This window comes from Sphingomonas sp. H160509 (assembly GCF_024124765.2).
GTDB lineage: Bacteria > Pseudomonadota > Alphaproteobacteria > Sphingomonadales > Sphingomonadaceae > Sphingomonas.
On sequence record NZ_JAMXSR020000002.1, the window covers coordinates 2,780,697 to 2,805,000 of the forward strand.

The following is a 24,304-nucleotide window of genomic DNA, read 5'->3' on the forward strand; positions in this document are numbered from 1 at the left end:
ATGATCCCGGCAGGCGCTGGGACGATGGGGATGGATGCATGACGATCGGTACTGAGCGGCTGCAACGCCGGATGGCGCGCGGCGCCGCGTTCCTCGGGTCGGAGGTCGCTATTCTCGGCGGCGCGATGTCCTGGGTGAGCGAGCGGCACCTCGTCTCGGCGATCTCGAACGCGGGCGGGTTCGGCGTGATCGCGTGCGGTGCGATGACCCCCGCGCTGCTCGATACCGAGATCGCCGCGACCAAGGCGATGACCGACAAGCCGTTCGGCGTGAACCTCATTACGATGCACCCCGACCTGTTCGAGCTGATCGCGGTCTGCGCGAAGCATAATGTCGGCCACGTCGTGCTCGCGGGTGGCCTGCCGCCCAAGGGCAGCATCGAGGCGATCAAGGAAACCGGCGCCAAGCTGATCGCGTTCTCGCCGGCGCTGGCGCTCGCGAAGAAGCTGATCCGCAGTGGCGTCGATGCGCTGGTGATCGAGGGGATGGAGGCCGGTGGCCATATCGGCCCGGTCTCGACCAGCGTGCTCGCGCAGGAGATGCTGCCCGAGATCGCGGAGCAGGTGCCCGTGTTCGTCGCGGGCGGGATCGGTCGCGGCGAGGCGATCGCGGGGTATCTCGACATGGGCGCGGCGGGCGTCCAGCTCGGCACGCTGTTCGTGTGCGCGACCGAATCGATCGCGCACGCTAATTTCAAGAAGGCCTTCATCCGGGCGTCGGCGCGCGACGCGATCGCCAGCGTGCAGATCGATGCGCGGCTTCCGGTGATCCCGGTCCGCGCGCTGAAGAACGCGTCGAGCGAGTTGTTCACGGCGAAGCAGCGTGAGGTTGCCGGTCATCTCGATGGTGGCGTCGTCGAGATGGCCGAGGCGCAGCTGCAGATCGAACATTACTGGGCGGGTGCGTTGCGCCGTGCGGTGATCGACGGCGATGTCGAGCATGGCTCGGTGATGGCGGGCCAATCGGTCGGCATGGTCAAGCGCGAGGAACCGGTCGCGGACATCATCGGCGGGCTGATGGCGCAGGCGGCGGCGGCACTGGAAGCGCGCGCGGTTTAAGGCACCTCTCGATCCTCCCCCGCCAGGGGGAGGTGGCAGGCACTTGCCTGACGGAGGGGGCGGTTAGCGCCGACGTCCGTTCCGTGTCCTCCCCCCTCCGTCGTCTGCGGCGCCACCTCCCCCTTGCGGTGGAGGATCGAGAGGGCGGCCGTTTTCTGGTGAATCCGTCGGTTTGCATTCACCACCACCCCGGCGAAGGCCGGGGCCCAATTGGGGCGCGTTACTGATTCACGCTGCGCCCCGTTACTGCGACCTTTCCAATTGGGCACCGGCCTCCGCCGGGGTGGTGGAGTGGGGGGTGAGCATAACGCCGCACACCGCCCAACCCCAACCCCAACCCCAACCCCAACCCCAACCCCCAACCCCGTCCCCTCTCCACTCGCCGCAAAGCGCGTACGGCTTACGTCTCGTTAACCTAACCCATGCATAGAGTGTCCCGTCGGGGGACGTCATGAGGTGGTTGCGATGAGTCGTCGGTTTGCTTTGCTGTCCGTTACCGCGCTGGGCCTGCTGGCCGGTTGCGCACAGAAGCCGCGAACCGTGGCTGCCGTCGCGCCGCCCGTCATCATGGTGCCGGTGCCTGTGCCCGTGATGCCGAAGGGCGCGTCGCCCACGATCGTCATCCCGGTCGCGCTGGCCGACGGCACCTACCCGACACCGAATCGCAACCTGACGACGTCCGCCAAGGTCTGGCATCTCCGCGCCGCGCTCAACGTCGCCGCGCTGGCGTGTCGCGGACCGCAGGAAGTCGTGATCGTCGCGGGCTACAACGCACTGCTGTCGGCGCAGAAGCCGGTGCTCGCCAAGGCCGAGGCGACCTATGCCAGCGAATACAAGTCGGGCGGCGGCGACTGGCAGGATCGCTACGACGATTCGATGACGCGGCTGTACAACTTCTTCTCGCAATCGCCCGCACGCGATGACTTCTGCGCCGCGGCGCAGACGGTTCTCGCGCAGAGCGCCGGGCTGACGGCCGAGGCATTGCCTGCTTTCGCTGCACAGAATCTCCCCGTGCTCGAGCGGCCGTTCACCGATTTCTACCGTGCGGTCGACGTGTGGCGCGGTCGCACCGTGCGTCCGGTCCAGCCGCAGCTGATGGTCTCGCGCCAATATGCGTCGAACATGCCTGTGCAGACGGTCACGCAGGCGCGGCTCCAGCCGATCTCGCAGCCGGTTCCGCCCGCTCAGCCGCGCCTGAAGCTGGATCCCAGCGTTTTTCAGTAGGCTGATCAGGCCTTGATGGGCGATCCGACCGACCAGCTATGGCCGAACGGATCGGGTATCTGGCCATAGCGATCGCCCCAGAACTGGTCCGCGACGGGCATCGTCACGATCGCTCCCGCCGTCACCGCACGATCTACCCAGGCGTCGGTGTCGTCGACCCTGAGATGCAGGGTTATGCCGGCGGGTTCGGGTTCGGCATGACCACGCCATTCGGGAAACTCGTCGGACAGCATCAGCCAGCCGTCGTTGATTCGCAGGCTCGCCTGCATCAGCCGGACGCCGTCGTCCGCGAAGTTCGTCTCGACGAGGGTTGCGGCAAACGCAGCCTCGTAGAACGCGAGCGCCTCGCGTCCTCGCTGATCGCGGATGACGAGGAACGGTGTGATTCCGCTGGTGGGACGATCGGCCATGCGAGTCTCCTGCGTTGAACCCTGCCAGCGTACGCCGCTCGCCCGCCCCCGACCAGTGCCGACATGGTGAAGGCAAAGCTTGGCTTACCTGCAAAGACTGGGTTAACAGCCGCCGGAATGGCTGAGGTTTCAGATCGTCCGGCGGAAGGCCGCTTCGAAGGGCGCGAGCACCGGTTTCCGGTGCGCGTCTATTTCGAGGACACCGATCTGTCGGGTGCGGTCTATCACGCCAATTACCTGCGCTACATGGAGCGCGCGCGATCCGACATGCTGCGGGTCGGCGGGATCGACCAGCGCGCGACGTTCGAGGCGGGCGAGGGCTCCTACGCGATCGCCAGCGTCGCCATACGCTATGCCGCGCCGGCGAAGCTCGACGACGCCTTGCTGGTCGTCTCTCGGATACGCCGTGTCCGCTCGGCCGGGGTCACCATTCATCAAAGGGTCATGCGCGACGGGCTTGTCTTGGCCGAGGCGGACGTGGTGGCGGCATTGGTCGCCCCCAATGGCCGCCCACGCCGCCAGCCGCGCGCTTGGATCGATATCTACGAACGCCTTGTCTGGCAGGGGGAAGCATGAATCCGGTGTTGACTATGGATAGCGCGACGCTGTCGCCGATCCACTTGTTCCTCCAGGCCGACTGGGTGGTGAAGGGTGTGATGATCGGGCTGTTGCTCGCCAGCATCTGGACCTGGGCGCTGATCGTCGCGTTCTGGCGGCGGATCGGCAAGACGCGCAAGGGCATGACCCGGTTCGAGCGCGATTTCTGGAAGGCCGAAGATATCGACATCTTCTACAAGGCGGAGGGCGAGAACGACCTGCCGTCGGCGCGCGTGTTCGCCGCCGGGGTTACCGAGTGGCGGCGCTCGACCGCGGGCGGCACTATCGACAAGAGCGGCACGCGCGAGCGGCTGGCGACGACGATGGGTGCCGCGGTCGCGGGCGAGATCGACAAGCTGTCGGATCGGCTGAACGTGCTGGCAACGGTCGGCTCGGTGGCGCCGTTCGTCGGGTTGTTCGGTACGGTGTGGGGGGATCATGCGGAGCTTCACCAGCATCGCGGCGGCGCAGAACACGTCGCTGGCGGTGGTGGCGCCAGGGATCGCGGAGGCCCTTTTCGCAACCGCGATCGGCCTGTTTGCCGCGATCCCCGCGGTGATCGCGTACAACCGCTTCTCGCACGGCATCAACCGGATCGAAGCGAGCCTCAACCGCTTCGCCGACGGCTTCCACACGACGTTGTCGCGCCAATTGGACGGCTCGCGATGAGTGCCCTGCTCATTCCCCTTCCGCTTGCGGGAGGGGTCAGGGGAGGGGCTTCTATCTCTTCCTCAGACGGTATTCGCGGCTCTGCCCTCCCCCGACCCCTCCCGCGAGCGGGAGGGGAGTAGCATGGCGATGAACCTTCCTTCTTCTCGTGGCCGCGGCCGTCGCGCGCCGATGGCGGATATCAACGTCACGCCGCTGGTCGACGTGATGCTGGTGCTGCTGATCATCTTCATGGTGACCGCGCCGCTGATGACTGCGGGCGTGCCGGTGAACCTGCCCGACGCGCGTGCGAAAGCGCTCGACCAGGAGCAGAAGCCCGTCGAGATCTCGATGGACGGCACCGGCGCGCTGTTCATCGACAAGGATCAGGTGACCGACGATGCGCTGCCGGTACGGTTGGCCGCGATCGCCGCCAGCCGTGCGGTCGGCGACGAACCGCAGGTGCTGCTCCGCGCGGACCGCAAGCTCGATTATGGCCGGGTGATGCGCGTAATGGGCGAACTCAACCGCGCCGGACTGAACCGCGTCGCGCTCGTGACCATCGAGGGTAATCAGAACTGATGGCGCTCGGCTGATGGACCGTTCGGAGAAGATCGGCTTAGGCGTCGCGGTCGTCGGGCACGTCCTGCTGTTCGGCGCGCTGTCGCTCGGCTTTCTCGGTGCGCCCGAATTGCCCAAGAAGATCGAGCAGCAGCCGATCGACGTCAGCCTCGTGCCCGACGTCGCGCTGGAAGCGACCGCGCCGCAATCGGTGGAGACGCCGGCCGAATCGGTCGCGCCGGACGAAGGTGCACCCGAGGATGCCGCGCCGCCTGCTCCGGAAGAAGCCGAGCCCGAGCCGCAGCCCGATCCCGTGCCGCCTGCGTCGCAGCCCAAGCCCGCCCCACCGAAACCTGCGCCCAAACCGCAACCGGCACCCGAGCCGAAGCCTCAGCCCAAACCCAAGCCCGCGCCGCCGAAACCCGTCGCAAAGCCCGCGCCGGTCCCGAAGCCCGTCGTGAAGCCACAGCCCAAGGCCGAGAAGGCGCCACCCGCCAAGGCCGCGCCGGCGAAGGCCGCACCGACCAAGGCTGCGGCCAAACCTAGCGCCGCGCCGGCCAAGACCTCGTCCACGTCGGGCAAGACGTCCTCCGCGTCGTCGGCCAAGCCTGCGAAACCGTCCTCGACCAAGGGCAGCGGCTCGACCGCCGAGGCGAAAGCGTCGCGGCCGCGCGGTTCGCGGCTCGGCGACAATTTCCTGCAAGGTCTGTCGGCCGATCCGTCGCCGAGCAAGTCGGAAGCGCCCAAGGCCGCCAAGCTCGGCGCACAGGCGGCGGCGAACATCGGCTCGGCGATCCTGCGGCAGGTGCAGCCCTGCGCGAACCGCCAGGTCACGCCGGGGCCCGGTGCGGAGCGGATCCGCGTGACGATCAACCTGAAGCTAAACCGCGACGGGACGCTCAAGTCGCGGCCGACGATCAGTGGTCATGCCGGGGTCGACGACGACAACCGGCGATATGTCGACCGCGTCGACGATCTGGCGATCGCGACCTTCGTCGGATGTTCGCCGCTACGCGGTTTGCCCGACGACCTGTATGACGTGCAGAACGGCTGGAGCAATTTCAGCCTGCGCTACAAACTTCCCGGCTGAGGATGTCCGTTATGACTCGATCGATTTTCTCGTCCGCTGCTGTGATGGCGTTCGCGTTCAGCGGGACGGCCATCGCGCAGGATGCGCCCGCGCCCGCACCGCAACAGGCTCCCGCCGATCCGGCCGCGCAGGCAGCGGCTGGTGATCAGTCCGGCGGACTCGTGGTCGACGTCACCGGCGGTATCTCCGCGCCGATGCCGATCGCGATTCCCGTCATGCCGACGTCCGCGGTCGTCTCCACCCCCAGCAGGCTCGACCGACGTGCTCGGCCGCCAGCTCGCCGACATCGTCACTAATGACCTGCGCAACTCGGGCCTGTTCACGCCGCTATCCCCCGGTCAGCTCCGCCCGATCACCTTCCCCGAAGTCACAGCACCCGGGTTCGATTACTGGGGCAGCACCGGCGCGCAGGCGCTGGTTCAGGGCTTCATTCGCGCCAACGGCGACGGCAACCTGACGGTCGGCTGCTACCTCTACGACGTGTCGTCCAAGGCCGAGCTGACCCGCACCGGGTTCGTCGTGCCGCCGTCGGACTGGCGTCGCGCAGGGCATAAATGCGCCGACATGGTCTACACCCGCCTGACCGGCGAGGGCGCGTATTTCGACAGCCGCGTCGTCTATGTGTCCGAGACCGGCCCCAAGGGACGCCGGATCAAGCGGTTAGCGATCATGGATCAGGACGGCGCCAATCACCGCTTCCTGACCAACGGCCAGTCGATCGTGCTGACGCCGCGGTTCGCGCCGAACCAGCAGTCGATCGTCTATATGAGCTATCTCAACAATCGCCCGGCGATCTACGTCTACGACATCGGCTCGGGCAAGCAGCGGCTGGTCGTAGCGAACGCGAACCTGACGTTTGCGCCGCGCTTCTCGCCGGACGGTCGCAACATCCTGTTCTCGATGGCGCAGGGCGGCAACACCGACGTGTACCGTGTGTCGTCGCAGGGCGGCACGCCGCAGCGGCTGACCAACTCTCCCGGGATCGATACCGGCGGCAGTTACTCGCCGGACGGCTCGAAGATCGTGTTCGAGAGCGATCGCTCGGGCGGGCAGCAGATCTACGTGATGAACGCGGACGGCTCGAACCAGCAGCGGATCAGCTTTGGCGGCGGGCGCTATGCGACGCCGGTGTGGAGCCCGCGCGGCGACCTGATCGCGTTCACCAAGCTCGGCGGCGGCTTCCGCATCGGCATCATGAGCCCGAGCGGCGGCGGCGAGAAATTGCTGACCAACGACTGGCAGGACGAGGGGCCGAGCTGGTCGCCGAACGGTCGCGTGATCAACTTCTATCGCTCGGGACGCGGCAGCGGCGGCAAGGCGGACCTCTGGTCGGTCGACTTGACCGGAGTGAACGAGCGGAAAATCCCGACGCCGCTCGACGGCTCGGATCCGGCATGGGGCCCCTTGCGGCCCTGAACCTGCTATGGGGGCATAACGGGGAAACGTGATTTTCTACGGGAGACTATCTATGTCGAAGCTTTCCAACATCTTGCTTGCGTGTACCGCGCTGATCGCCGTCGCCGGCTGTGCGAAGAAGCGTCCCGAGGTGCTGCCGCCCGCACCGGTCGACAACAATGCTGCGGTCGATCCCAATGCGGGGATGAACAACGGCAATGTCGGCGGGGCGATCGTGCCGGGGTCGGATGCCGACTTCCAGCGCTCGGTCAGCTCGAACACGGTGAACTTCGGGCTCGACATGTACGACATCGATCCGACCGCGCGCGCGATCCTAGATAGCCAGGCGCAGTGGCTGGCCAAGTTCCCGAACCAGCGCATCACGATCGAAGGCCATGCCGACGAGCGTGGCACGCGTGAGTACAACCTCGCGCTGGGCGATCGGCGTGCGAACGCGACCAAGAACTATCTGGCGGCCAAGGGCGTGTCGTCGTCGCGGATGACGACGATCAGCTATGGCAAGGAGCGGCCGGTGGCGATGGGTTCGGACGATCAGAGCTGGGCTGCGAACCGCCGTGCGGTCACGGTGGTGCTGAACTAGCTTTATCGCGGCGGTCCCTCTCCCCTCCCGGGGGAGAGGGAAGGAGGAGCCGCTTGGCGACGGGAGGGTGAGGGGCTGTTGGGATTCTCGTCTCGAGCCTCAAGCCCCTCACCCTCCCACGTGCAAGCGCACGCGGGCCCCTCCCCTCTCCCCGGAGGGGAGAGGGTAAGCGGTTTACCCCAGCTCCCTGTCGAGCAGTTTCGCTAGGCGGATACCCCCGCGGCGGATTTCTTCACGCGATACTGGGACCATCTTCGCGATCGTCGCATCGTCCATCTTCACCCGCGCCGGAACAACACCGCACGCGTCTCCACCAAGCGCCGCTGCATACGCCGTATGCGCGGCTTCCCAGCTCTCCCGGCTCCAGTCGGTAACTGTGCCAGCCCCAATCTTCGCTCGCTCCGCCGCCGGATACCGCCTTACCAGCGACGGCGGCGTAGAGATCGCGCGCTCCGCCAGCGGGCCATCCCAGATCGAATGCAGGTTGAACCGCGCGGGGCCGTAGATCCCGTAGTCCGCCTTCACGTCGTTGCCGCCCTTGTCGTGACGGTCGCCGGCGTGGAGCGGCTGGTGGAGATCGCCGACGAAGTGAATCAGGAAGGCTAGCGCCTGGACGCGGTCCTTCGGCGAGGTGGCGCGGTCACGGAGCAGTTTCACGTCGCGCTCGATCTGGACCGAGACGCAATTGCCGTCTTTGCACGACTCGGTGACGTCGAACGGCGCGCAGACGTCGGCGTCCTGGAAATGCCAGTTATACGCAAAGCCGAAACGCGATTTGCCGTCGGCGGTCTTGAGCGGCTTGATGCAGTCCGCCCAGACGCTCGCCTGCTCGATCGTCCCCGCCGGGCATTCGGGCGTTTCGAGCAAAGCCTGTTGCGCGAGCAGCCGGCGGATCGCGGCCTTGGTCTTCGGCGTGACGTTGGCATAGGCGATCTGCGCGACGGTCTGGTGGCCGTACTCCCAGAACGCGGTGGCGGGGGAGGCGAGGCCGAGCGAGGCGATCGCAGCGAGGAGATAGCGCTTCATGCCGGCTCGTTAGCGTAGATCGCGACCGTCCGGCTACCCTCGGACGACGCGCGTCCGCGGTACATGCCGACGGTGTTGAACCCCCACGCCATGTCGCCGTCCGGTCCTGCGACGATCACCCCGCCGGTGCCGCCGAGCGCCTTTACTTCGGCCAGCACCGCGTCGGCGGCGATCTGGAGCGACTCGCCAGACAGACGGACGCGCGCGGCGATCTCGTGGCCGACGCCGACGCGGAGGAAGAACTCGCCCGAGCCCGTGCACGATACCGCGCAGGCGCGATCGTCGGCGAAGGTGCCCGCGCCTATCACCGGCGTGTCGCCGATCCGGCCCCAGCGCTTGCCGGTGACGCCGCCGCTCGAGGTGGCGGCGGCGACATGGCCGTGCGTGTCGCAGGCGACCGCGCCGACCGTGCCGTACTTCATGTCGACGTCGAACCCGCCGCCATCGGCCTGGAACTCCGCAAATTGCCGGCGGCGTTCGTCGGTCGCGAACCACGCTGCATCCGCCTGGGGAAGGTCGTGTTCGCGAGAGAACGCATCCGCCCCCTTGCCGGCGAGGAAGACGTGCCGTCCGTCGTCGAGGATCGCTCGGGCAAGGCCAACCGGGTTGCGCGTGGCGGTCGCCGCGGCGACGGCACCGGCTGCGCGGGTGCGGCCGTCCATGATCGCGGCGTCGAGCTCCAGCGTACCGTCATGCGTGAACACCGCGCCGCGCCCCGGAATTGAAATGAGGGTCGTCCTCCAGCACCCGCACCGCCGCCTCGACCGCATCCAGCGCGCTGCCGCCGTCCGCCAGCACCTTCGACCCGACGTCGAGCGCACGAGCCAGGCCGGCTCTCGCGCCCGCATCCTGCTCGGGCGAGACCATCTCGCTGTCGAGTTTACCGGCGCCGCCGTGGATGACGAGGGTCCAGGTCATGCTGAGTCTTTCGAGGGTAGGGCGCGGAGGCCGATGAGGGGACGGAGCGGCGCGATGCTGCGGCCGATCCAGTAGAAGGCGATGCAGCCGATCGTCGTCGCGCCGAGCAGGCAGGCGAACTCCGCCCAGCCCGGCAGGCCGGCGGGCAGTAGCGCGTACATCATGAGGACGATGATCGTCTGGTGGATCAGGTAGAACGGGAACACCGCCTCGGTCAGCGTGCGGCGCCAGCGATGGTCGCGGTTCCAGTGGCGCTCGGCGATCCCGATCAACGCGACGATCGCCCCCCATTGCTCGAGCGCGTGCGCGACGCCGTACCCCGGGTAGATCCAGCGCGGCGCGACGATGTCGCCGGGCCATTCCAGCTCGACGCCGATGATCGCGCCATAGCCGAGCACCGCGGCGACGGCTCCGACCTTCCACCAGCGCGCGATCGCCGCCATTGCGGGCTCGGAACGGGCGAGGCCGAAGCCGAACAGGAAGGCGGGGAAATAGGTGACGTGTGCGACCCAGTCGCCGAACAGGGCTTGCGACTCCGCGGCCATCTGGAACCACCAGGCGTGGACGAACACGAGCCACGCGACGGGGAGGACGAGCACCGCCCAGCTGCCGAAGACCCGGTCGAACGCGCGTTGCAGCCAGTCGCCGCGGACGACGACCAGCCCGACCGTCAGAACAGTCGTGTAGACCCAGAGATAGACAACGAACCAAAGGTGGTTCCAGGTCGGCAGCGACAGCCCGGCGAGCTTGCCGAACCGGAAATAATCATGCGTCCAGAACGTCAGATAGCTGCCGGCATAGGCGTGCTTGGTGACCAGCTCGACCCAGGGTTGCGGCGGCACGATCACTGCCATGCCGAACAACAGCGGCACGAGCAGGCGGTAGCAGCGATTGGCGAAGAATCCGCCTGTACCGTTTGATCGGGCGAGCAGCGCGCGGCTCGCATAGCCCGAGACGACGAACAGCAACGTCAGCCGCCATGCGTTGCTCGCCAGCATCGGCAGCCGCACCCAGTCCTCGACATGGAGTGACTTCACATGGAAGTTCCACGGCACGAAGACCATGCCGATATGGTAGAGGATCAACAGCGCGAACGCACCGATCCGCAGCCAGTCCATGCCATAATGCCGCGTCATCGCGCGGCCCTACGGGGCGGGGGCCGGTGCCGCAAGCGTCGGGCGGCTAAGGCGTTCCCCGCGCCGGTTCACGCCTTCATGCGCGGCGTGCCCATGAAGTCGCGCTTGCCGATCGGCACGCCCTGCGCGCGGAGGATCGCGTAGGCGGTGCTGGCGTGGAAGTAGAAGTTGGGTTGCGAGAACGAGAGCAGGAAGTTCGCGCCGGTGAACGGCATGACGAACGTGCCGAACTCGAATGTCGTGTCGTTGTCGGCGAGCGCGTCGAACGTCTCCCGGTCGATCCCCTCCAGCGTTGCGATCGCGTCGCGTATCACGCTGTGGAGACCCGCAAAGTCGGTCGGCCAAGCCGATCGATCGGGCGAGAAGGTGCCGCAGCGGACGCCTTCGATTCCGCCGACCGAATGCGCGGCGCACGACTTCACCTGATAGCCGAACGGCAGCATGTCATCGGCGAGCTTCGCGTCGATCAGCGTCGCGGGTTCGATACCGCGCTCGACCGCGAATGCTTCCGCTTTGTCGAGCAGCGCGTCGACCGCGCGAAGAATCTGGAGATTCGAGGGAATCGTCGCATCGTACAGGGACAGGGTCATCGCGTTCGCTCCTAAAGCCGTGCGCCGCTATGGCCGACGATCGCTACTCCGGCCAGCGATGTTCCGTTCCAGCGCGCAAGTCGCTATATAGGGGCTCGAACTCCCGAGGAATCTCCATGTCCCTTCGTCCCTGGCGCGATATCACCCGCCGCAAGAGCCGCCAGATCATGGTCGGCAACGTCCCCGTTGGCGGCGATGCGCCGGTCACGGTGCAGACGATGACCAACACGCCGACCGACGACGTGCGCGCGACGGTCGACCAGATCCGCCGCTGCGAGGACGCGGGCGTCGACATCATCCGCGTGAGCTGCCCCGACGTCGAATCGACCGCCGCGCTCAAGCAGATCGTCCGTGCGAGCCGCGTGCCGATCGTCGCGGACATCCATTTCCACTACAAGCGCGCACTCGAAGCGGCGGACGCCGGGGCAGCGTGCCTGCGCATCAACCCGGGCAATATCGGCTCGGCGGCGCGCGTGAAGGAGGTCGTCGACGCGGCCAAGTCCAACGGCTGCGCGATCCGGATCGGCGTCAACGGCGGGTCCCTCGAGCGGCATCTACTCGAGAAATACGGCGAGCCTTGCCCCGATGCGCTGGTCGAGTCGGCGCTCGATCACATCAAGCTGTTGCAGGACCACGACTTTCACGAGTTCAAGGTCGCGGTGAAGGCGTCCGACCTGTTCCTCGCGGTGGCGGCGTACCAGCAGCTTGCGGAGCAGGTCGATTGCCCGCTGCATCTCGGCATCACCGAAGCGGGCGGGTTCGTCGGCGGCACGGTTAAGTCCGCGATCGGGATGGGCAGCCTGCTCTGGTACGGCATCGGCGACACGATCCGCGTGTCGCTCTCCGCCGAGCCGGAAGAGGAAGTCCGCGTCGGCTTCGAGATTCTCAAGGCGCTCGGCATCCGCAACCGCGGCGTCCGCGTCGTGTCGTGCCCGTCGTGCGCGCGGCAGGGCTTCGACGTGATCCGGACGGTGCAGGCGCTGGAGGAGCGGTTGCAGCATATCCGCACGCCGATGTCGCTGTCGGTGCTCGGCTGCGTCGTGAACGGGCCGGGCGAGGCGCGCGAGACCGATATCGGCATCACCGGCGGCGGCAACGGCAAGCACATGGTGTATCTGTCGGGCGTCACCGACCACCACGTCCAGGACGCGGACATGGTCGACCACATCGTCCGGCTGGTCGAGGCGAAGGCCGCGGAGATCGACGCGGCGGATGCGGCTATCGCGGCCTTGGTACCGGAGATGGCGGCGGAATAGGTCTCAGCGGCCAGCCGCTTACGCGCTCCGTTCCCTAACTCTGACTTCTGTCAGGATGACGGCGTGAAACGCGCCTCCTCCTGCCGTTCTCCCGCGAAAGCGGGAGTCCAGGGTTACCGGAGATAGCGTTCGTGGTCCTGGACCCCCGCGTTCGCGGGGGGACAGCAACCTTGGACACCGCTTTATCAAACCGTCGACGTCCGCAACGGCAACTCCAGTACCGGCGATGGCGTCACGATAGGATGCGGGTTAAGCGGACCGCATGAGGATGATCCGAACATTGACCGTTCACGATGCGGTCTAGTCCGGTGACGAACCGCGTCGTTTCTCCCGCTCTGGCTTTCGCGATCGCCGCGCTCGGCATCGGACTGTTCTCGATGATGGACGCGGTGATGAAGTCGCTCGTCCTCGCGATCGGTGTCTATAACGCGCTGCTCTGGCGGCAGATGATCAGCGTCGGTCTCGGCGCGGTCGCGTGGAAGCTCGGGAACAGCGGGCGGCCGAGCGGGCGCGCGTTGAAGCTGCATCTGGCGCGCGGGCTGGTGACGACGGCGATGGCGGTGCTGTTCTTCTGGGGGGCTCGCGCGGGTGCCGATGGCGCAAGCGATTTCGCTGACCTACATCGCGCCGATCCTCGCGCTGCTGCTTGGCGCGGTGACACTCGGCGAGCGGGTCGGGCGGCGGGCGGTGGTCGCGTCGATTGCCGCGTTGCTCGGGGTGCTGGTGGTGATGATCGGGCATGGACGCGGCGTCGCGGGACCGGAGACGTTTCACGGCGCACTCGCGGTGCTCGGATCTGCGGTCCTGTATGCGGTCAACCTCGTGATCGCGCGGATGCAGAGCCAGGCGGCGCGGCCGGGGAGATCGCGTTCTTCCAGGCGCTCGTCATCACAGTGACGCTGGCGTTGGCGGCGCCCTGGCTGGCGGTGGTGCCCGAAGCGGCGCAATGGCCCAAACTCATACTCGCCGCCGGGCTCGCGACCGCGTCGCTGTGGCTGCTCGGCTGGGCCTATGCGCACGGCGATACCGGGTTCCTCGCGACCACCGAATATACGTCGTTCGTCTATGCCGCCGGCTTGGGTTTCCTGGTGTTCGGCGAGCGGGTATCGGCGTTTACGCTGGCGGGCGCGGCGATCATCATCGTCGCGTGCCTGTACGCGGCGCGACGGCGTGATATCGCGCAGACTTCTATCGAGGCTAGTGCATGACCGTCATCCGTTCCGCCACCGCTGCCGATGTCGGCATGATCCTGCGCTTCGTCCGCGAACTCGCCGCGTTCGAGCGCGAGCCGGATGCGGTCGAGGCGACCGAGCCGATGCTAGCGGAGGCGTTGTTCGGGGAGCGGCCTGCCGCGGAGGCCCTGATCGCGGAGAACGCGGACGGTCCGCTCGGGTTCGCGCTGTTCTTCCACAATTTCTCGACCTGGACCGGCACGCGCGGGCTGTATCTCGAGGATCTCTACGTGACGCCGGACGCGCGCGGGCAGGGGGTCGGCGGCGCGTTGCTGGCGCATCTGGCGGGCATGGCGCTCGATCGCGGCTGCGCGCGGTTCGAATGGTCGGTGCTCGACTGGAACGCCGATGCGATCGCGTTTTATCGGAAGGTGGGCGCGGTCGGGATGGAGGACTGGACGATCCAGCGGATGTCGGGGGATGCGCTGGTCAGGTTGGCGGGGCGGTAGGGCAGCAAATGATCCTCCCCCGCCAGGGGGAGGTGTCACCGTAGGTGACGGAGGGGGAGGACACGGAACGTCGGTCGGCGCGTACCTTCCCTTCCGTCTGGCAAGTGCCAGCCACCTCCCCCTGGCGGGGGAGGATCGTCGGTCACCCCTTCACGTCGATATTCATTGCGATCGAGATGCGGTCGCCTGTTCCCAAGTGCGGGCGGACGCCGTGGCGGAGCCAGGCGGGGAAGATGATCAGGTCGCCTGCCTCGGTCGGCAGGCGGCGCTCGACCGGTTGTGGCTGGCCGTCGATCCCGACAAGGCGAAACCCCGGCAGCCGCATGAACGGCACCGGGAAGCGCGGGTCCTCGAAGAACAGCTCGCCGCCCGCCTCGCCCTCCGCAGGCGGAGTGCCCATATCAATGTAATACACCGCGGCCCACAACACGCCGGGATGCGCGTGGCTCATGTTGAGCGCACCGGGCGGCGACACGTTCGCCCACATCTTGACGGTCCACTCGACCGTCGCGGCATCTCGCCCATCGAAATGCGAGGCGCGCTTCGCCATCTTTACCGCGGTATCGGCGAGCGCGACCGCTGCCGGCCCGCCCCAGTCGAGCATGTCGGTAGCGGAATGCCAGCCACCGACATTCGATCGAGCCAAGCTGGGCGCGGCGGCGTAGCGATCAAGGATCGCGGTGCACAACGCCGCAGTCAGGGAGCCGGCATCGGCCAGACGCCCATGCAGGATCGGCGTCTCGTACATCCCGATCTGCGCCGCGCGGACGCGGATGCCGTCGAACGCAGGAGACGCCGTGGTCATGCTATCAGCGTCCTGCGGTGTCGTCCGCGTTCATCGGCTCTTCGCCCTTGGCCTTCTCGGCGTTGTAGCGCTCGATCGCCTCGATCGTGACGCGCTTGGCTTCTTCGGCATCGCCCCACTTGCCGACGCGGACCCACTTCGTCTTCTCGAGGTCCTTGTAGTGGGTGAAGAAGTGCTCGATCTGCTCGAACACGATCTCGGGCATATCGCCGCGCTCGCCGATGTTCGCGTAGTAGGGGAACACCGCGTCGACCGGCACGCAGACGAGCTTCTCGTCGCCACCGGCTTCGTCCTCGAGGTTCAGCACCGCGATCGGCCGCGCGCGAACGACGCAGCCCGGGATGAACGGCGAGCGTGCGATCACGAGTGCATCCAAGGGATCGCCATCGGGACTCAGCGTGTGCGGCACGAAGCCATAGTTCGCCGGATAGCGCATCGGCGTGTGCAGGATGCGATCGACGAACAGAGCGCCCGAGGCCTTGTCGAACTCGTACTTCACAGGCTCGCCGCCGGTCGGCACCTCGATGATGACGTTCAGATCCTCGGGCGGGTTCTTGCCGGTCGGGATGAGGTCGATACGCATGGCGGTCCTTTCGATATGACGATGCCGGCGCTCCTCGTCTGGGGAGCGGCCGGCACCACGTTGGATTAGTATCTGGTCAGCGCGGCATCAGCAGCCTGTCCAGCCCGCCGTCACCTGTACCCACCTTCTGTAGCCGCGGATAGCGCGGGCCGTCATGGTAATCGAGCAAGATGTCGCGGAAACGGTCATTGTTCTTTACAGTCAGACGGATCGGCACTTTCGTGCCCTTAGCGGCCAGGATCGCCGCCTTGATCCGGTCGGACGAATAGGCCTCGCTGTTGACCGCCTCGATCTCGGTGCCGACGTCGAGGCCAGCCTTGAACGCCGGGCTGTCCCAGATCGACGAGGTGACCACGCCCCTCCTTGTTGATCACCATGCCGAGCGAATAGCTGACGTCGGTGCCGCGGGTTTTCTCGGCCTGCTTCAGATACGGGCTCTGCTCGGGGCCGTAGACCAGCTTGTAGCCGTTCATCGCGAAGCCATTGATCGGCGCGGGCTTGCCCGTCTCGGTCAGGCGGGTGTTGAGGAACGTCGCCCAGTCATAGGGGACGATGCCGTTGAGCGTCTTCGCGACGTCGGCGAAGGTGTAGGTGAGTTCGCCGTAATCGCCGTCGCGGACGCCGAAAAAGGCCTTGGCGAAATCGTCGATCGACTTGGTCCCGCCGGACTTCTGGCGGAGCATCGCGTCGACCTCCATCCAGACCATCAGGCCCTCGTTGTAGTAATCCTCCGAGCGCTGCCAGCTGGTCCAGCCCTTCGGCTTGCGTGCCGAGATCACCGGATCGTTGGTCGTGTCGATCAACGGACGCCACTGGCGGCCCGGCGCGGTGTCGTAGTTGCCGAGGATCGAGGCGTAACCGTCGAGCGTGTCCTGCTTGCTGACCAGTCCCGAGCGCGCCTGGAGCACATAGCCCCAGAACTGCGTCTGGCCTTCGTAGACCCACAGCAACGAATCGCGCATCGGCGTGCGGAAGTCGGGCGTCCACAGGTCGGCACCGCGGCGGAACTTGCCGTCCCAGCTATGCGTGTATTCGTGCGGCAACAGGTTCCGCGCGGCGGCACCGGTTTCCCATTCGGTGAAATAGCCGGGACGGACGCCGTTCTCGGAGCTGCGATGATGCTCGAGACCGATCCCGCCGAGTTGATCGGTGATCGACAGCAGGAATTCGTAATGATCGTAATGCTGCGCGCCGAAGGTCTTCACCGCCTGGTCGACGAGTCGCTTGTGCGCGTCGATCTGCTCGGGCTTGGCGGCAAGCTGGTCGGGGCTGTCGGCGAAGACGTTCAGGTCGACGCGGGGGGAGAGCGGCCAGACCTTGCCGTACTTGCCCGCGAGCGTCGGCGAATCGACCAGGATCTCGTAGTTGGTCGTGTCGTAGCTGTAGGTCGAGCCCGACACCTTGGCCGGCACCGCACCCGCGGCGGTCCAGCCGGTTGGGTAGGTGACGGTCATCTTGATCGGGATCTGGCGCGTGAAATAGCCCGCCGGGTAGAGGCTGACGAGGTTTGGCTCGAGGCTGATCATCGTCGGTGTCATGACGATACGGCCCTGGTCGCCCTTGGTCGCGGAGATGAACTGGAACTCGGCCACCACCGACTTCGCGCCAGTCGGCACGTCGATGTGGAACGCGAAGACGTCGACCGGATCGCGCGTCCAGGGGACGATCTTGCCGTTCGCACGGATCACGAGCCCCGCGAGCTTCTCGATCTCGCCGCGTGGGGAATGCGCGCCGGGCAGCCACTTCGGATAAAGCAGCGCCATCGGACCGGACTTGGCGACCGGGATCGTCTGCTTCACGCGAAAGATGCCGCGCTCGGTATCGGTCGCATCGACATCGAGCAGCAGCGTGCCGGGATAGGGCGTGTCGACCGCGTCGGGAATGGTATCGACGAACGGGACGGGCTGCGGTGCGGTGTTGCCGGCGGGGACTTGCGCGAAGGCGGGTACGGCGGATGCGAGCAGGGACGCGACGAGAAGCTTGCGGATCAAGGAAGGGCCTTCCGGCTGAGAGACGATGACCCGAGGTGTAATCGCGATAAAGGGCAGTCGTCCAGTCCTTTACCGGGACTGCTCAACCACTCCCGAGCACGTTGATCGTGAACGCCAGCACGCCGATGTTGAATACGAACGCCGCCATGCACTGGCCGAGCGCGGCTTTGCGAACCCGGCGCGAGGTGATCTCGACGTCCGAGGTCTGGAACGTCATCCCCAGCGTGAACGCGAAATAGGCGAAATCCCAGTAATCGGGCTCGTCGCAGCTCGGAAAGTCGAGGCCCTTCGCGTCCTTCCCGTCCGGATCGTCGACATAGAACAGATGCGCATAATGCAGCGTGTAGATCATGTTCGAGAACAGCCACGCGAGCGCTAGCGTCGTGATCGTCAGCGCGATCCCGACAGCGTCGTTCTTCCCCTGCAGTTCCTTCGCCACCGCGACCAGGATGACCAGCATGATCGTCCCGCTGAACCCGAGCAGCACCGCGCGGTTGGCGTCGTTCTCCTCCGCCGCGCGGCGCATCCGGGCGGCGGTGGCGTTGCGGAACAAGGTCGAGACCGCGATCAGGAACACGACCGCGGCGACGTCGAACGCGGCCATCGTACCGCGCCCGAGCCCGAACCGCGGGATCATCCCGACCAGCCCGATCGCGAAGACCAGCACGAACAGGATGAAGCGCGGCGGGGCAACGCGTTGGCCGAGGCCCCAATATCTGGGTTTGTCGTTCATGCCACAGCGCTAGCGCTTCGCAGGCACGTCGCCTAGATACGCGCGCATCATGGCCAAGACAGAAACCCCGCGCCGCATCCGTGGCACCCAAGATATTTTCGGTGAGGAACAGCGCCGGTTTGCGCACGTCCTCGCCACGTTCGAGCGCGTGCGGGCGCTGTATTGCTTCCAGCGCATCGATATCCCGGTGTTCGAGTCGACCGCGGTGTTCGCGCGCTCGCTCGGCGAGACGACCGATGTCGTGTCGAAGGAAATGTACACGTTCGAGGATCGCGGCGGGGACTCGCTGACGCTCCGCCCCGAGTTCACCGCCGGCATCGCGCGCGCCTATCTGACCGAAGGCTGGCAGCAGTTCGCGCCGCTGAAGCTCACCACCAGCGGGCCCGTGTTCCGCTACGAGCGCCCGCAAAAGGGGCGCTTCCGCCAATTTCACCAGATCGATGCCGAGGTGATCGGTGCCGCAGAACCGGCGGCGGACGTCGAGCTGCTAGTGCTCGCGGACCAGCTGCTGCGCGAACTCGGCATTTCCGAGGGCGTGACGTTGCAGCTCAACACGCTGGGCGACGCGGCGACGCGCGACGCCTGGCGCGAGGCGCTGGTCGCGCATTTCGAGGCGCATCGCGGGGAATTGTCCGAGGACAGCCTGACGCGGCTCGAAAAGAACCCGATGCGGATCCTCGACTCGAAGGACCCGCGCGACCGCCCGATCGCCGACAGCGCGCCGGATATCGACGCGTATCTGACGGAAGAGGCACGCGCGTTCTTCGAGGCGGTGACCACAGGCCTCGACGCGGCGGGTGTCGCCTGGGAGCGCAACGCGCGGCTGGTCCGCGGCCTGGATTACTACCGCCACACCGCGTTCGAGTTCGTGACCGACCGGTTGGGCTCGCAGGGCACGGTGCTGGCCGGCGGGCGGTATGACGGGCTGATCGGATCGCTTGGCGGGCCCGAGACGGCTGGCGTTGGTTGGGCTGCGGGTGTCGAGCGTCTCGCTATGCTGATTGATGAGCCGGCGGTGCCCGAGGTCGACGTCGCGGTTGTTGCCGAAGCTCAAGAGTTTGAGTCTACGGCTACTAAGCTGACGGCAGAACTTCGGCGAGCAGGCTTTACTGTGGAAGCGATTGTCACCGGAAACCCAAAAAAAGCGGTACGAAAAGGCGCTTAAGACAAACCCGGCCTACACGATTTCACTGTCTCGCAGAGACGGTCTCGTGAGCGTTAGCGAACGTGGCTTACGAGCTAAATTCCAGCCGGACCAGTTCAGGGCGATCATCGACTCGGCTACCGGCGGTCTTGAATGACCCAGATCTCCCCCGACCGCATCCGCGCGATCGAGGCGCGGCGTGACGAGCTCCAGGCCCTGATGTCGACCGGCGATCTCCCGTCGGATCGCTTCGTCGCGGTGTCGAAAGAATATGCCGAGCTCGAACCCGTCGCCCAAGCCGCCACCGAGGTGCGCCGGTTGCGGCAGGAGGCCGAAAGCCTCGCCTTCATGGCCGAAGATGCCGACGACGAGCTGCGCGCGATGGCGTCGGACGAGTTGCACGAGAACCGCACGCTGCTCGAAACCGCCGACCGCAAGCTCGCGCTCGCGCTGTTGCCGCGCGATTCCGCCGACGAGCGCTCGGCGATGCTCGAAGTCCGCGCCGGCACCGGTGGCGACGAGGCGGCGCTGTTCGCGGGCGACCTGTTCCGGATGTACCAGCGCTATGCCGAATCGCAGGGCTGGCGGGTCGAGATGATCTCCGGTTCGTCGTCCGACGCGGGCGGCTTCAAGGAAGTCGTCGCCAGCGTCACCGGCCAGGGCGTGTTCGCGAAACTCAAGTTCGAGAGCGGCGTCCACCGCGTCCAGCGCGTGCCCACCACCGAGGCCGGCGGGCGGATCCACACCTCGGCGGCGACCGTCGCGGTGCTGCCCGAGGCGGAGGAGGTCGACGTCAAGATCGACGACAAGGACCTGCGCATCGATGTCTATCGCTCGTCGGGGCCGGGCGGCCAGTCGGTCAATACGACCGACTCCGCGGTGCGGATCGTCCACATCCCGACCGGGCTGACGGTGATTCAGCAGGACGAGAAGTCGCAGCACAAGAACAAGGCCAAGGCCCTCCGCGTGCTCAGGACGCGGCTGTACGAGGCGGAACGCGACCGGCTGCATGCCGAGCGGGCGGGGGGCGCGGAAGTCGATGGTCGGCTCGGGCGATCGCTCGGAGCGGATCCGGACGTATAATTTCCCGCAGGGCCGCGTGACCGATCACCGCATCAACCTGACGCTGCACCGCCTGCCCGAGATCGTCGCGGGCGAGATGGACGAACTGATCGGCGCGCTGGTCGCGCAGGACGAAGCGGACCGCCTGGCGCAGCTGGATGGCTGAGCTTTCCTCAGCCGCAACGGCATTCCCCTCCCGCTTGCGGGAGGGGGTTAGGGAGGGGCTTCCCGTTGAGGGCGTCGCCCGGTGACAGCCCCTCCCCGACCCCTCCCGCAAGCGGGAGGGGAGCAGTGAGTGCAGCGATCGCCACCGCCGCGGCACAGTTCGCCTTCTCCGCCACCTCGCGCCTGGACGCGGAACTCCTGATGGCGCACGCACTCGGCGTCGAGCGCAACGCGATCCTCCTCGACCCGGATCGCTACACCGTCCCCGACACCTTCGCCGCGCTAGTCGACCGCCGTCTCCACCACGAGCCGATCGCCTACATCGCCGGCACCCGCGGCTTCTGGTCGATCGACCTCGCCGTCGGCCCCGGCGCACTCGTCCCCCGCGCCGACAGCGAAACACTCCTGATCGCTGCCCAATCGCACTTCGCCGGCCGCGCCCCCGCCACCATACTCGACCTCGGCACCGGCCCCGGCACATTGCTCCTCGCCGCGCTCGACGAATGGCCCGCGCAAGGCTTCGGCGTAGACTATTCCCCCCCAAGCGCTCGCCTACGCCCGCGCCAACGCAGCAACCCTTGGCATGGCCGACCGCGCGCACTTCATCCACGGAAGCTGGGCCAGCGCGATCGTCGGCCAGTTCGACCTGATCCTCGCCAACCCCCCTACATCGCCACCGACGAGCAACTCCCGCCCGAAGTCCAGAATCACGAACCCCACGCCGCGCTCTTCGCCGGCGCAGACGGGCTCGACGACTACCGCATCCTGGCGGAGCAGCTCCCCGCTTTGATCGCCCCCGGCGGCGCGGCGGTGATCGAGATCGGTTCGACGCAGGCTCCCCCCGTCACCGCGCTGCTCGAAGCGCAAGGTCTGCACGTCGCGCTCCACCACGACTATGGCGGCAACCCGCGCGCGCTGGTTGCGAGCCACGCGCCCACGACTTGAACAATATGGCGCTAAACCTCACATTTCGCTTGTAGTAGGTCCCTTGCGGACGCTATCACGCGGGCAGGGGCACGCACTCTCGACGATTGGTCGGTTTAGAGCGATGACCCGCATCCTTCGCTTTGAGGTCGCTGCAGTCCGGCGGCCCTGGCAAGTTCGACGCACCGATCTCGTCTAGATCGTCGGTGCGCGACGGGGGTTTGCACCGCATTTCGGAGCACGACCAGATTTTGGTTCGACGACTGAGGACACAAGCTTGATCAACAACCGGCAAGCCGGCCGCCGTCGCGGTCGTGGCAACAATAATAATGGCGGCGGCGGTAGTGGTGGCGGTCAACGCCAAGGTGGCGGCGGCGGCGGCCAGGGTGGTCGCGATACCGGCAACCGCATCGAACAGCCGCGCGCGGCAACGCGAGCCAGCTGTACGAGAAGTACAAGAACCTCGCGCGCGACGCGCAGCAGCAGGGCGACCGCGTCAACATCGAATATTACCTCCAGTTCGCGGACCATTATTTCCGCGTCCTGAGCGAAACCCGCGCCCGCTTCGAAGAAAGCCAGCCGCAGGCGCAGCAGCAGCCGCGCCGCCAGCAGCCGTTCGATCTCGACGGCGACGACGATTACGGCGACGAGGGCGAACCGATCCGCTCCGGCGAGCAGCAGGGTAATCCCGAGCAGGCTCGTGGCGAGCAGAACCGGGCCGAGCAGAATGGTGGCCAGCAGAACGGCCAGTACCAGAATGCGCCCCGCCAGAATCGTGAGAACCAGAACCGCGAGGACCGCCCTCAGCGTGAAGATCGTCCGCAGCGCGAAGAGCGTCCGCGGTACGACAACAACCGCTACGAGGGCCAGCGTAACGACGGCCCCCGCAACGAGGGGCAGCCGCGTAACGACGGTCAGCGCGAAGACCGCGTCCGTGGCGACAATCCGCGCAACCAGCGTAACGCTCAGCCGCGTGATGCTCAGCCTCGCGACGACCGCAACGGCGAAGAGCAGGATCAGGCCCACGAGGCCCAGTCGCGCGAGACGCAGTCACGCGACGAGCAGGTTCGCGAGCCCCGCAGCGATTACCGCGATGCGCCGCAGCGCGAGACGGTCCGCCGCACGCCCCGCGTGAGCGCACCGGTCGCCAACGCCAACCAGGACTCCGAAGCCGACGCGGTCCGCTCTGTAACCGAAGCCCCCGAGCAGGCGGCCCAGCCGACCGAAGCCGTCGAGACCGCCGCGCCCGTCGCCGCGACCGAGGAGCAGCCCCGCCGTCGCGGTCGCCCGCGTCGTGATCGCAGCCTCGACGCACCTGTCGCTCAGGATGACGCAGCACCGACCGCATTCGACGCGGACCGCCTGCCACCATCGCTCGGCATCTCGGCAACAAAGTCGGCGCCAGCACTGGCACCTGCGACGGATGCGCCCGCTGCTGATGCTGTGCCTGAAGAAAAGCCCCGCCGTCGCCGCGTTCGTGCGGTACCGGACGAGGTCGCAGGCTGAAGCCGTCATCCCGGACTTTTCCGGGATCACGCCAAGACCTGAAAAGGCCGGTGCCGCTTCACGCGACACCGGCCTTTTTCATGCCCGCCTATATTCTCGACTATATCGGCACCGCGCACTCACTCGAGCCGCGTCACATCTTCATCATGTCCGCTTCCCGAACTGAGAAATGCGAGCCCCATCAATAGCCCGGCCATCATCACCGATCCGCCGACCCCGCCCATCACCGCGAGCATCGTCACGAGGTGCAGCGGCCCCTGCACATGCGCCATCGCCACGATGATCGCCGCGACGCAAATCGCCGCCGCCAGCACCATCCACGCCATGATCCCCCGGAACCGCGCCCATGCGAATGCAGCGTAATGCGGGTCGTCCAACCCGGCCGGCGGTTCAGGCAGTCGATCGGTCATCGCTTCACATTGCCGCGCAAACATGGTTTCCTCAAGCCAAGCGCAACAGACGCAGTTGAGGAGAGACGAAGATGACGATCGCGGCGATCCTGAAGGACAAGGGCGACATACAGTCGCTGACCCCCGATTTTACGGTGGCCCAGGCGGTGGCGCTGCTCGCGGAGAAGCGGATCGGCGCGGCGCCGGTACTCGATGGCGGCAAGGTCGTCGGGATCTTTTCCGAACGCGACGTCATCCATTGCCTGCAGTCCGATGGCGCAGCGGCGCTCGAACGGCGGATCGGCGACGTGATGACGACCGCGGTAAAGTCGATCGGGCCCAATGAATCGGCGATCGGCGCATTGTCGCTGATGACCCAGCGCCGCATCCGCCACTTGCCGGTGATCGACGGCGAAACGCTGGTCGGCTTTGTCTCGATCGGCGACTTGGTCAAATACCGCATCGACCGGATCGAGACCGATGCCGCAGCGATGCGCGAATATATCCAGTCCGCGTAACTAAGCGGCGACCGGCTGCTTCCGCGCGACCGCGATCAGTTCGCGCACGGTCGCCCGCGCAAAGATCAGCATCCACGCAGCATAGACCGCGGCGCCTATCGCCACGAGCACAACCAGCCGCCAATGCGCGTCGAGCAATGGCAACGCTCGATCCACCAGCCCGACGATCAGCGCCATCGCGATCGCCGCCAGTGCCGGCGATGCGACCGCGCGCGCCACGTCCCGCGCCCGAACGCCGATCACCGGCAGCGTCCGCCAGGCGCTGATCGCCAGATAGAGCGGATAGGCCGTGA

The 24,304-nt window shown here is 66.7% G+C and carries 21 protein-coding genes and 7 pseudogenes (1 of these 28 running past the window's edge); 17 read left to right on the forward strand and 11 right to left on the reverse strand.

Annotation, left to right across the window (positions count from 1 at the left end; all coding sequences use genetic code 11):
- The first annotated feature begins 38 nt into the window (after positions 1–38).
- Complete coding sequence (locus NHF48_RS15425) at positions 39–1,058, forward strand: NAD(P)H-dependent flavin oxidoreductase (protein WP_253071592.1); 1,020 nt, start codon at positions 39–41, stop codon at positions 1,056–1,058.
- A gap of 465 nt (positions 1,059–1,523) precedes the next feature.
- Positions 1,524–2,282, forward strand: coding sequence for a hypothetical protein (locus NHF48_RS15430; RefSeq protein WP_253071593.1), 759 nt, complete (start codon positions 1,524–1,526; stop codon positions 2,280–2,282).
- A gap of 5 nt (positions 2,283–2,287) precedes the next feature.
- Here the strand turns inward: NHF48_RS15430 and NHF48_RS15435 are convergent, their stop codons facing one another.
- Positions 2,288–2,692, reverse strand: coding sequence for a VOC family protein (locus tag NHF48_RS15435; RefSeq protein ID WP_253071594.1), 405 nt, complete (start codon positions 2,690–2,692; stop codon positions 2,288–2,290).
- Positions 2,693–2,809: 117 nt separating this feature from the next.
- Here NHF48_RS15435 and NHF48_RS15440 point away from each other — a divergent pair, with 117 nt between their 5' ends.
- The 6 genes and pseudogenes from NHF48_RS15440 (at position 2,810) to pal (ending at position 7,584) form a co-directional block, all read left to right on the forward strand.
- Positions 2,810–3,268: a YbgC/FadM family acyl-CoA thioesterase gene (locus NHF48_RS15440; protein ID WP_056487236.1), complete on the forward strand. Its 459-nt coding sequence runs from the start codon at positions 2,810–2,812 to the stop codon at positions 3,266–3,268.
- A pseudogene (gene tolQ, locus NHF48_RS15445) lies at positions 3,265–3,958 on the forward strand (protein TolQ). Before NHF48_RS15440 ends, tolQ begins: the two are co-directional and overlap by 4 nt.
- A gap of 123 nt (positions 3,959–4,081) precedes the next feature.
- Entirely contained in the window at positions 4,082–4,519 is a 438-nt protein-coding gene (gene tolR, locus NHF48_RS15450; RefSeq protein WP_253071595.1) for a protein TolR, read from the forward strand.
- 13 nt (positions 4,520–4,532) lie between these two features.
- Positions 4,533–5,588 (forward strand): cell envelope biogenesis protein TolA, encoded by a 1,056-nt coding sequence (locus NHF48_RS15455; RefSeq protein WP_253071596.1) that lies wholly within the window; start codon positions 4,533–4,535, stop codon positions 5,586–5,588.
- A 44-nt stretch (positions 5,589–5,632) separates the two neighbouring features.
- Positions 5,633–7,004: pseudogene (gene tolB / locus NHF48_RS15460) on the forward strand (Tol-Pal system beta propeller repeat protein TolB).
- Positions 7,005–7,056: 52 nt separating this feature from the next.
- Positions 7,057–7,584 (forward strand): peptidoglycan-associated lipoprotein Pal, encoded by a 528-nt coding sequence (pal, locus tag NHF48_RS15465; RefSeq protein WP_056487232.1) that lies wholly within the window; start codon positions 7,057–7,059, stop codon positions 7,582–7,584.
- A gap of 174 nt (positions 7,585–7,758) precedes the next feature.
- Here pal and NHF48_RS15470 read toward each other — a convergent pair whose 3' ends face one another.
- From NHF48_RS15470 to NHF48_RS15485, 4 genes and pseudogenes are all read right to left on the reverse strand, one after another.
- The gene (locus tag NHF48_RS15470) at positions 7,759–8,610 is read right to left on the reverse strand and encodes a S1/P1 nuclease (protein WP_253071597.1); all 852 of its coding nucleotides are present in this window, start codon (positions 8,608–8,610) and stop codon (positions 7,759–7,761) included.
- Positions 8,607–9,528, reverse strand: a pseudogene (locus NHF48_RS15475) (isoaspartyl peptidase/L-asparaginase family protein). Before NHF48_RS15475 ends, NHF48_RS15470 begins: the two are co-directional and overlap by 4 nt.
- Positions 9,525–10,664, reverse strand: a complete 1,140-nt coding sequence (locus NHF48_RS15480) for an acyltransferase family protein (protein ID WP_253071598.1) — start codon at positions 10,662–10,664, stop codon at positions 9,525–9,527. The pseudogene NHF48_RS15475 and the gene NHF48_RS15480 overlap by 4 nt, the downstream one beginning before the upstream one ends.
- 68 nt (positions 10,665–10,732) lie before the next feature.
- Complete coding sequence (locus NHF48_RS15485) at positions 10,733–11,254, reverse strand: DUF1993 domain-containing protein (protein WP_253071599.1); 522 nt, start codon at positions 11,252–11,254, stop codon at positions 10,733–10,735.
- Between the two features lie 116 nt (positions 11,255–11,370).
- On the opposite strand from NHF48_RS15485, the gene ispG reads away from it, so the two are divergent.
- From ispG to NHF48_RS15510, 3 genes are all read left to right on the forward strand, one after another.
- Positions 11,371–12,510, forward strand: coding sequence for a flavodoxin-dependent (E)-4-hydroxy-3-methylbut-2-enyl-diphosphate synthase (gene ispG, locus NHF48_RS15490; protein WP_133020019.1), 1,140 nt, complete (start codon positions 11,371–11,373; stop codon positions 12,508–12,510).
- 308 nt (positions 12,511–12,818) lie between these two features.
- Positions 12,819–13,718 carry a hypothetical protein gene (locus tag NHF48_RS26065; RefSeq protein ID WP_446741165.1) on the forward strand — a complete coding sequence of 300 codons (900 nt, stop codon included), beginning with the start codon at positions 12,819–12,821 and terminating at the stop codon, positions 13,716–13,718.
- On the forward strand, positions 13,715–14,191 hold the full coding sequence (locus tag NHF48_RS15510; protein ID WP_253071603.1) for a GNAT family N-acetyltransferase: 477 nt from the start codon (positions 13,715–13,717) through the stop codon (positions 14,189–14,191). The genes NHF48_RS26065 and NHF48_RS15510 overlap by 4 nt, the downstream gene beginning before the upstream one ends.
- A 142-nt stretch (positions 14,192–14,333) precedes the next feature.
- Here NHF48_RS15510 and NHF48_RS15515 read toward each other — a convergent pair whose 3' ends face one another.
- From NHF48_RS15515 to NHF48_RS15530, 4 genes and pseudogenes are all read right to left on the reverse strand, one after another.
- Positions 14,334–14,996: a TIGR02466 family protein gene (locus NHF48_RS15515; protein WP_253071604.1), complete on the reverse strand. Its 663-nt coding sequence runs from the start codon at positions 14,994–14,996 to the stop codon at positions 14,334–14,336.
- A 4-nt stretch (positions 14,997–15,000) separates the two neighbouring features.
- Positions 15,001–15,579 carry an inorganic diphosphatase gene (gene ppa / locus NHF48_RS15520; RefSeq protein WP_056066165.1) on the reverse strand — a complete coding sequence of 193 codons (579 nt, stop codon included), beginning with the start codon at positions 15,577–15,579 and terminating at the stop codon, positions 15,001–15,003.
- 76 nt (positions 15,580–15,655) lie between these two features.
- A pseudogene (locus NHF48_RS15525) lies at positions 15,656–17,570 on the reverse strand (M61 family metallopeptidase).
- Between the two features lie 82 nt (positions 17,571–17,652).
- Positions 17,653–18,303 (reverse strand): DUF1345 domain-containing protein, encoded by a 651-nt coding sequence (locus NHF48_RS15530; RefSeq protein WP_253071605.1) that lies wholly within the window; start codon positions 18,301–18,303, stop codon positions 17,653–17,655.
- 49 nt (positions 18,304–18,352) lie between these two features.
- Between NHF48_RS15530 and hisS the strand changes: the two genes are divergently transcribed.
- From hisS to NHF48_RS25255, 5 genes and pseudogenes are all read left to right on the forward strand, one after another.
- Positions 18,353–19,468: a histidine--tRNA ligase gene (gene hisS, locus NHF48_RS15535; protein ID WP_446741166.1), complete on the forward strand. Its 1,116-nt coding sequence runs from the start codon at positions 18,353–18,355 to the stop codon at positions 19,466–19,468.
- 132 nt (positions 19,469–19,600) lie between these two features.
- Positions 19,601–20,675, forward strand: a pseudogene (gene prfA / locus NHF48_RS15540) (peptide chain release factor 1).
- A 125-nt stretch (positions 20,676–20,800) separates the two neighbouring features.
- Positions 20,801–21,619, forward strand: a pseudogene (gene prmC, locus NHF48_RS15545) (peptide chain release factor N(5)-glutamine methyltransferase).
- A 420-nt stretch (positions 21,620–22,039) separates the two neighbouring features.
- Positions 22,040–22,099 (forward strand): annotated as a pseudogene (locus NHF48_RS25250) (DUF4167 domain-containing protein); the annotation flags it as partial.
- A 630-nt stretch (positions 22,100–22,729) separates the two neighbouring features.
- Positions 22,730–23,104: a hypothetical protein gene (locus tag NHF48_RS25255; RefSeq protein WP_253071606.1), complete on the forward strand. Its 375-nt coding sequence runs from the start codon at positions 22,730–22,732 to the stop codon at positions 23,102–23,104.
- A gap of 119 nt (positions 23,105–23,223) precedes the next feature.
- Here the strand turns inward: NHF48_RS25255 and NHF48_RS15560 are convergent, their stop codons facing one another.
- A complete protein-coding gene (locus NHF48_RS15560) occupies positions 23,224–23,514 on the reverse strand; it encodes a hypothetical protein (RefSeq protein ID WP_253071607.1) in 291 nt (96 codons plus the stop codon).
- 71 nt (positions 23,515–23,585) lie between these two features.
- Between NHF48_RS15560 and NHF48_RS15565 the strand changes: the two genes are divergently transcribed.
- On the forward strand, positions 23,586–24,011 hold the full coding sequence (locus NHF48_RS15565; RefSeq protein WP_253071608.1) for a CBS domain-containing protein: 426 nt from the start codon (positions 23,586–23,588) through the stop codon (positions 24,009–24,011).
- On the opposite strand, the gene NHF48_RS15570 is transcribed toward NHF48_RS15565, so the two are convergent.
- Positions 24,012–24,304 carry the final stretch of a lipopolysaccharide biosynthesis protein gene (locus NHF48_RS15570; RefSeq protein ID WP_263816904.1) on the reverse strand. It continues 1,207 nt past the right edge of the window, so the window shows 293 of its 1,500 coding nt (coding positions 1,208–1,500); its start codon lies off the right edge, out of view; its stop codon occupies positions 24,012–24,014.

Coding starts and splice junctions, on each gene's coding strand:
- NHF48_RS15430 (WP_253071593.1), top strand. CDS start 1,524: ATGAGTCGTCGGTTTGCTTTGCTGTCCGTTACCGCGCTGGGCCTGCTG.
- NHF48_RS15480 (WP_253071598.1), bottom strand. CDS start 10,664: ATGACGCGGCATTATGGCATGGACTGGCTGCGGATCGGTGCGTTCGCG.
- tolR (WP_253071595.1), top strand. CDS start 4,082: ATGGCGATGAACCTTCCTTCTTCTCGTGGCCGCGGCCGTCGCGCGCCG.
- NHF48_RS15425 (WP_253071592.1), top strand. CDS start 39: ATGACGATCGGTACTGAGCGGCTGCAACGCCGGATGGCGCGCGGCGCC.
- NHF48_RS15455 (WP_253071596.1), top strand. CDS start 4,533: ATGGACCGTTCGGAGAAGATCGGCTTAGGCGTCGCGGTCGTCGGGCAC.
- ispG (WP_133020019.1), top strand. CDS start 11,371: ATGTCCCTTCGTCCCTGGCGCGATATCACCCGCCGCAAGAGCCGCCAG.
- NHF48_RS15530 (WP_253071605.1), bottom strand. CDS start 18,303: ATGAACGACAAACCCAGATATTGGGGCCTCGGCCAACGCGTTGCCCCG.
- NHF48_RS15510 (WP_253071603.1), top strand. CDS start 13,715: ATGACCGTCATCCGTTCCGCCACCGCTGCCGATGTCGGCATGATCCTG.
- ppa (WP_056066165.1), bottom strand. CDS start 15,579: ATGCGTATCGACCTCATCCCGACCGGCAAGAACCCGCCCGAGGATCTG.
- NHF48_RS15470 (WP_253071597.1), bottom strand. CDS start 8,610: ATGAAGCGCTATCTCCTCGCTGCGATCGCCTCGCTCGGCCTCGCCTCC.
- hisS (WP_446741166.1), top strand. CDS start 18,353: ATGGCCAAGACAGAAACCCCGCGCCGCATCCGTGGCACCCAAGATATT.
- pal (WP_056487232.1), top strand. CDS start 7,057: ATGTCGAAGCTTTCCAACATCTTGCTTGCGTGTACCGCGCTGATCGCC.
- NHF48_RS15560 (WP_253071607.1), bottom strand. CDS start 23,514: ATGACCGATCGACTGCCTGAACCGCCGGCCGGGTTGGACGACCCGCAT.
- NHF48_RS15435 (WP_253071594.1), bottom strand. CDS start 2,692: ATGGCCGATCGTCCCACCAGCGGAATCACACCGTTCCTCGTCATCCGC.
- NHF48_RS15440 (WP_056487236.1), top strand. CDS start 2,810: ATGGCTGAGGTTTCAGATCGTCCGGCGGAAGGCCGCTTCGAAGGGCGC.
- NHF48_RS15515 (WP_253071604.1), bottom strand. CDS start 14,996: ATGACCACGGCGTCTCCTGCGTTCGACGGCATCCGCGTCCGCGCGGCG.
- NHF48_RS15485 (WP_253071599.1), bottom strand. CDS start 11,254: ATGACCCTGTCCCTGTACGATGCGACGATTCCCTCGAATCTCCAGATT.
- NHF48_RS15565 (WP_253071608.1), top strand. CDS start 23,586: ATGACGATCGCGGCGATCCTGAAGGACAAGGGCGACATACAGTCGCTG.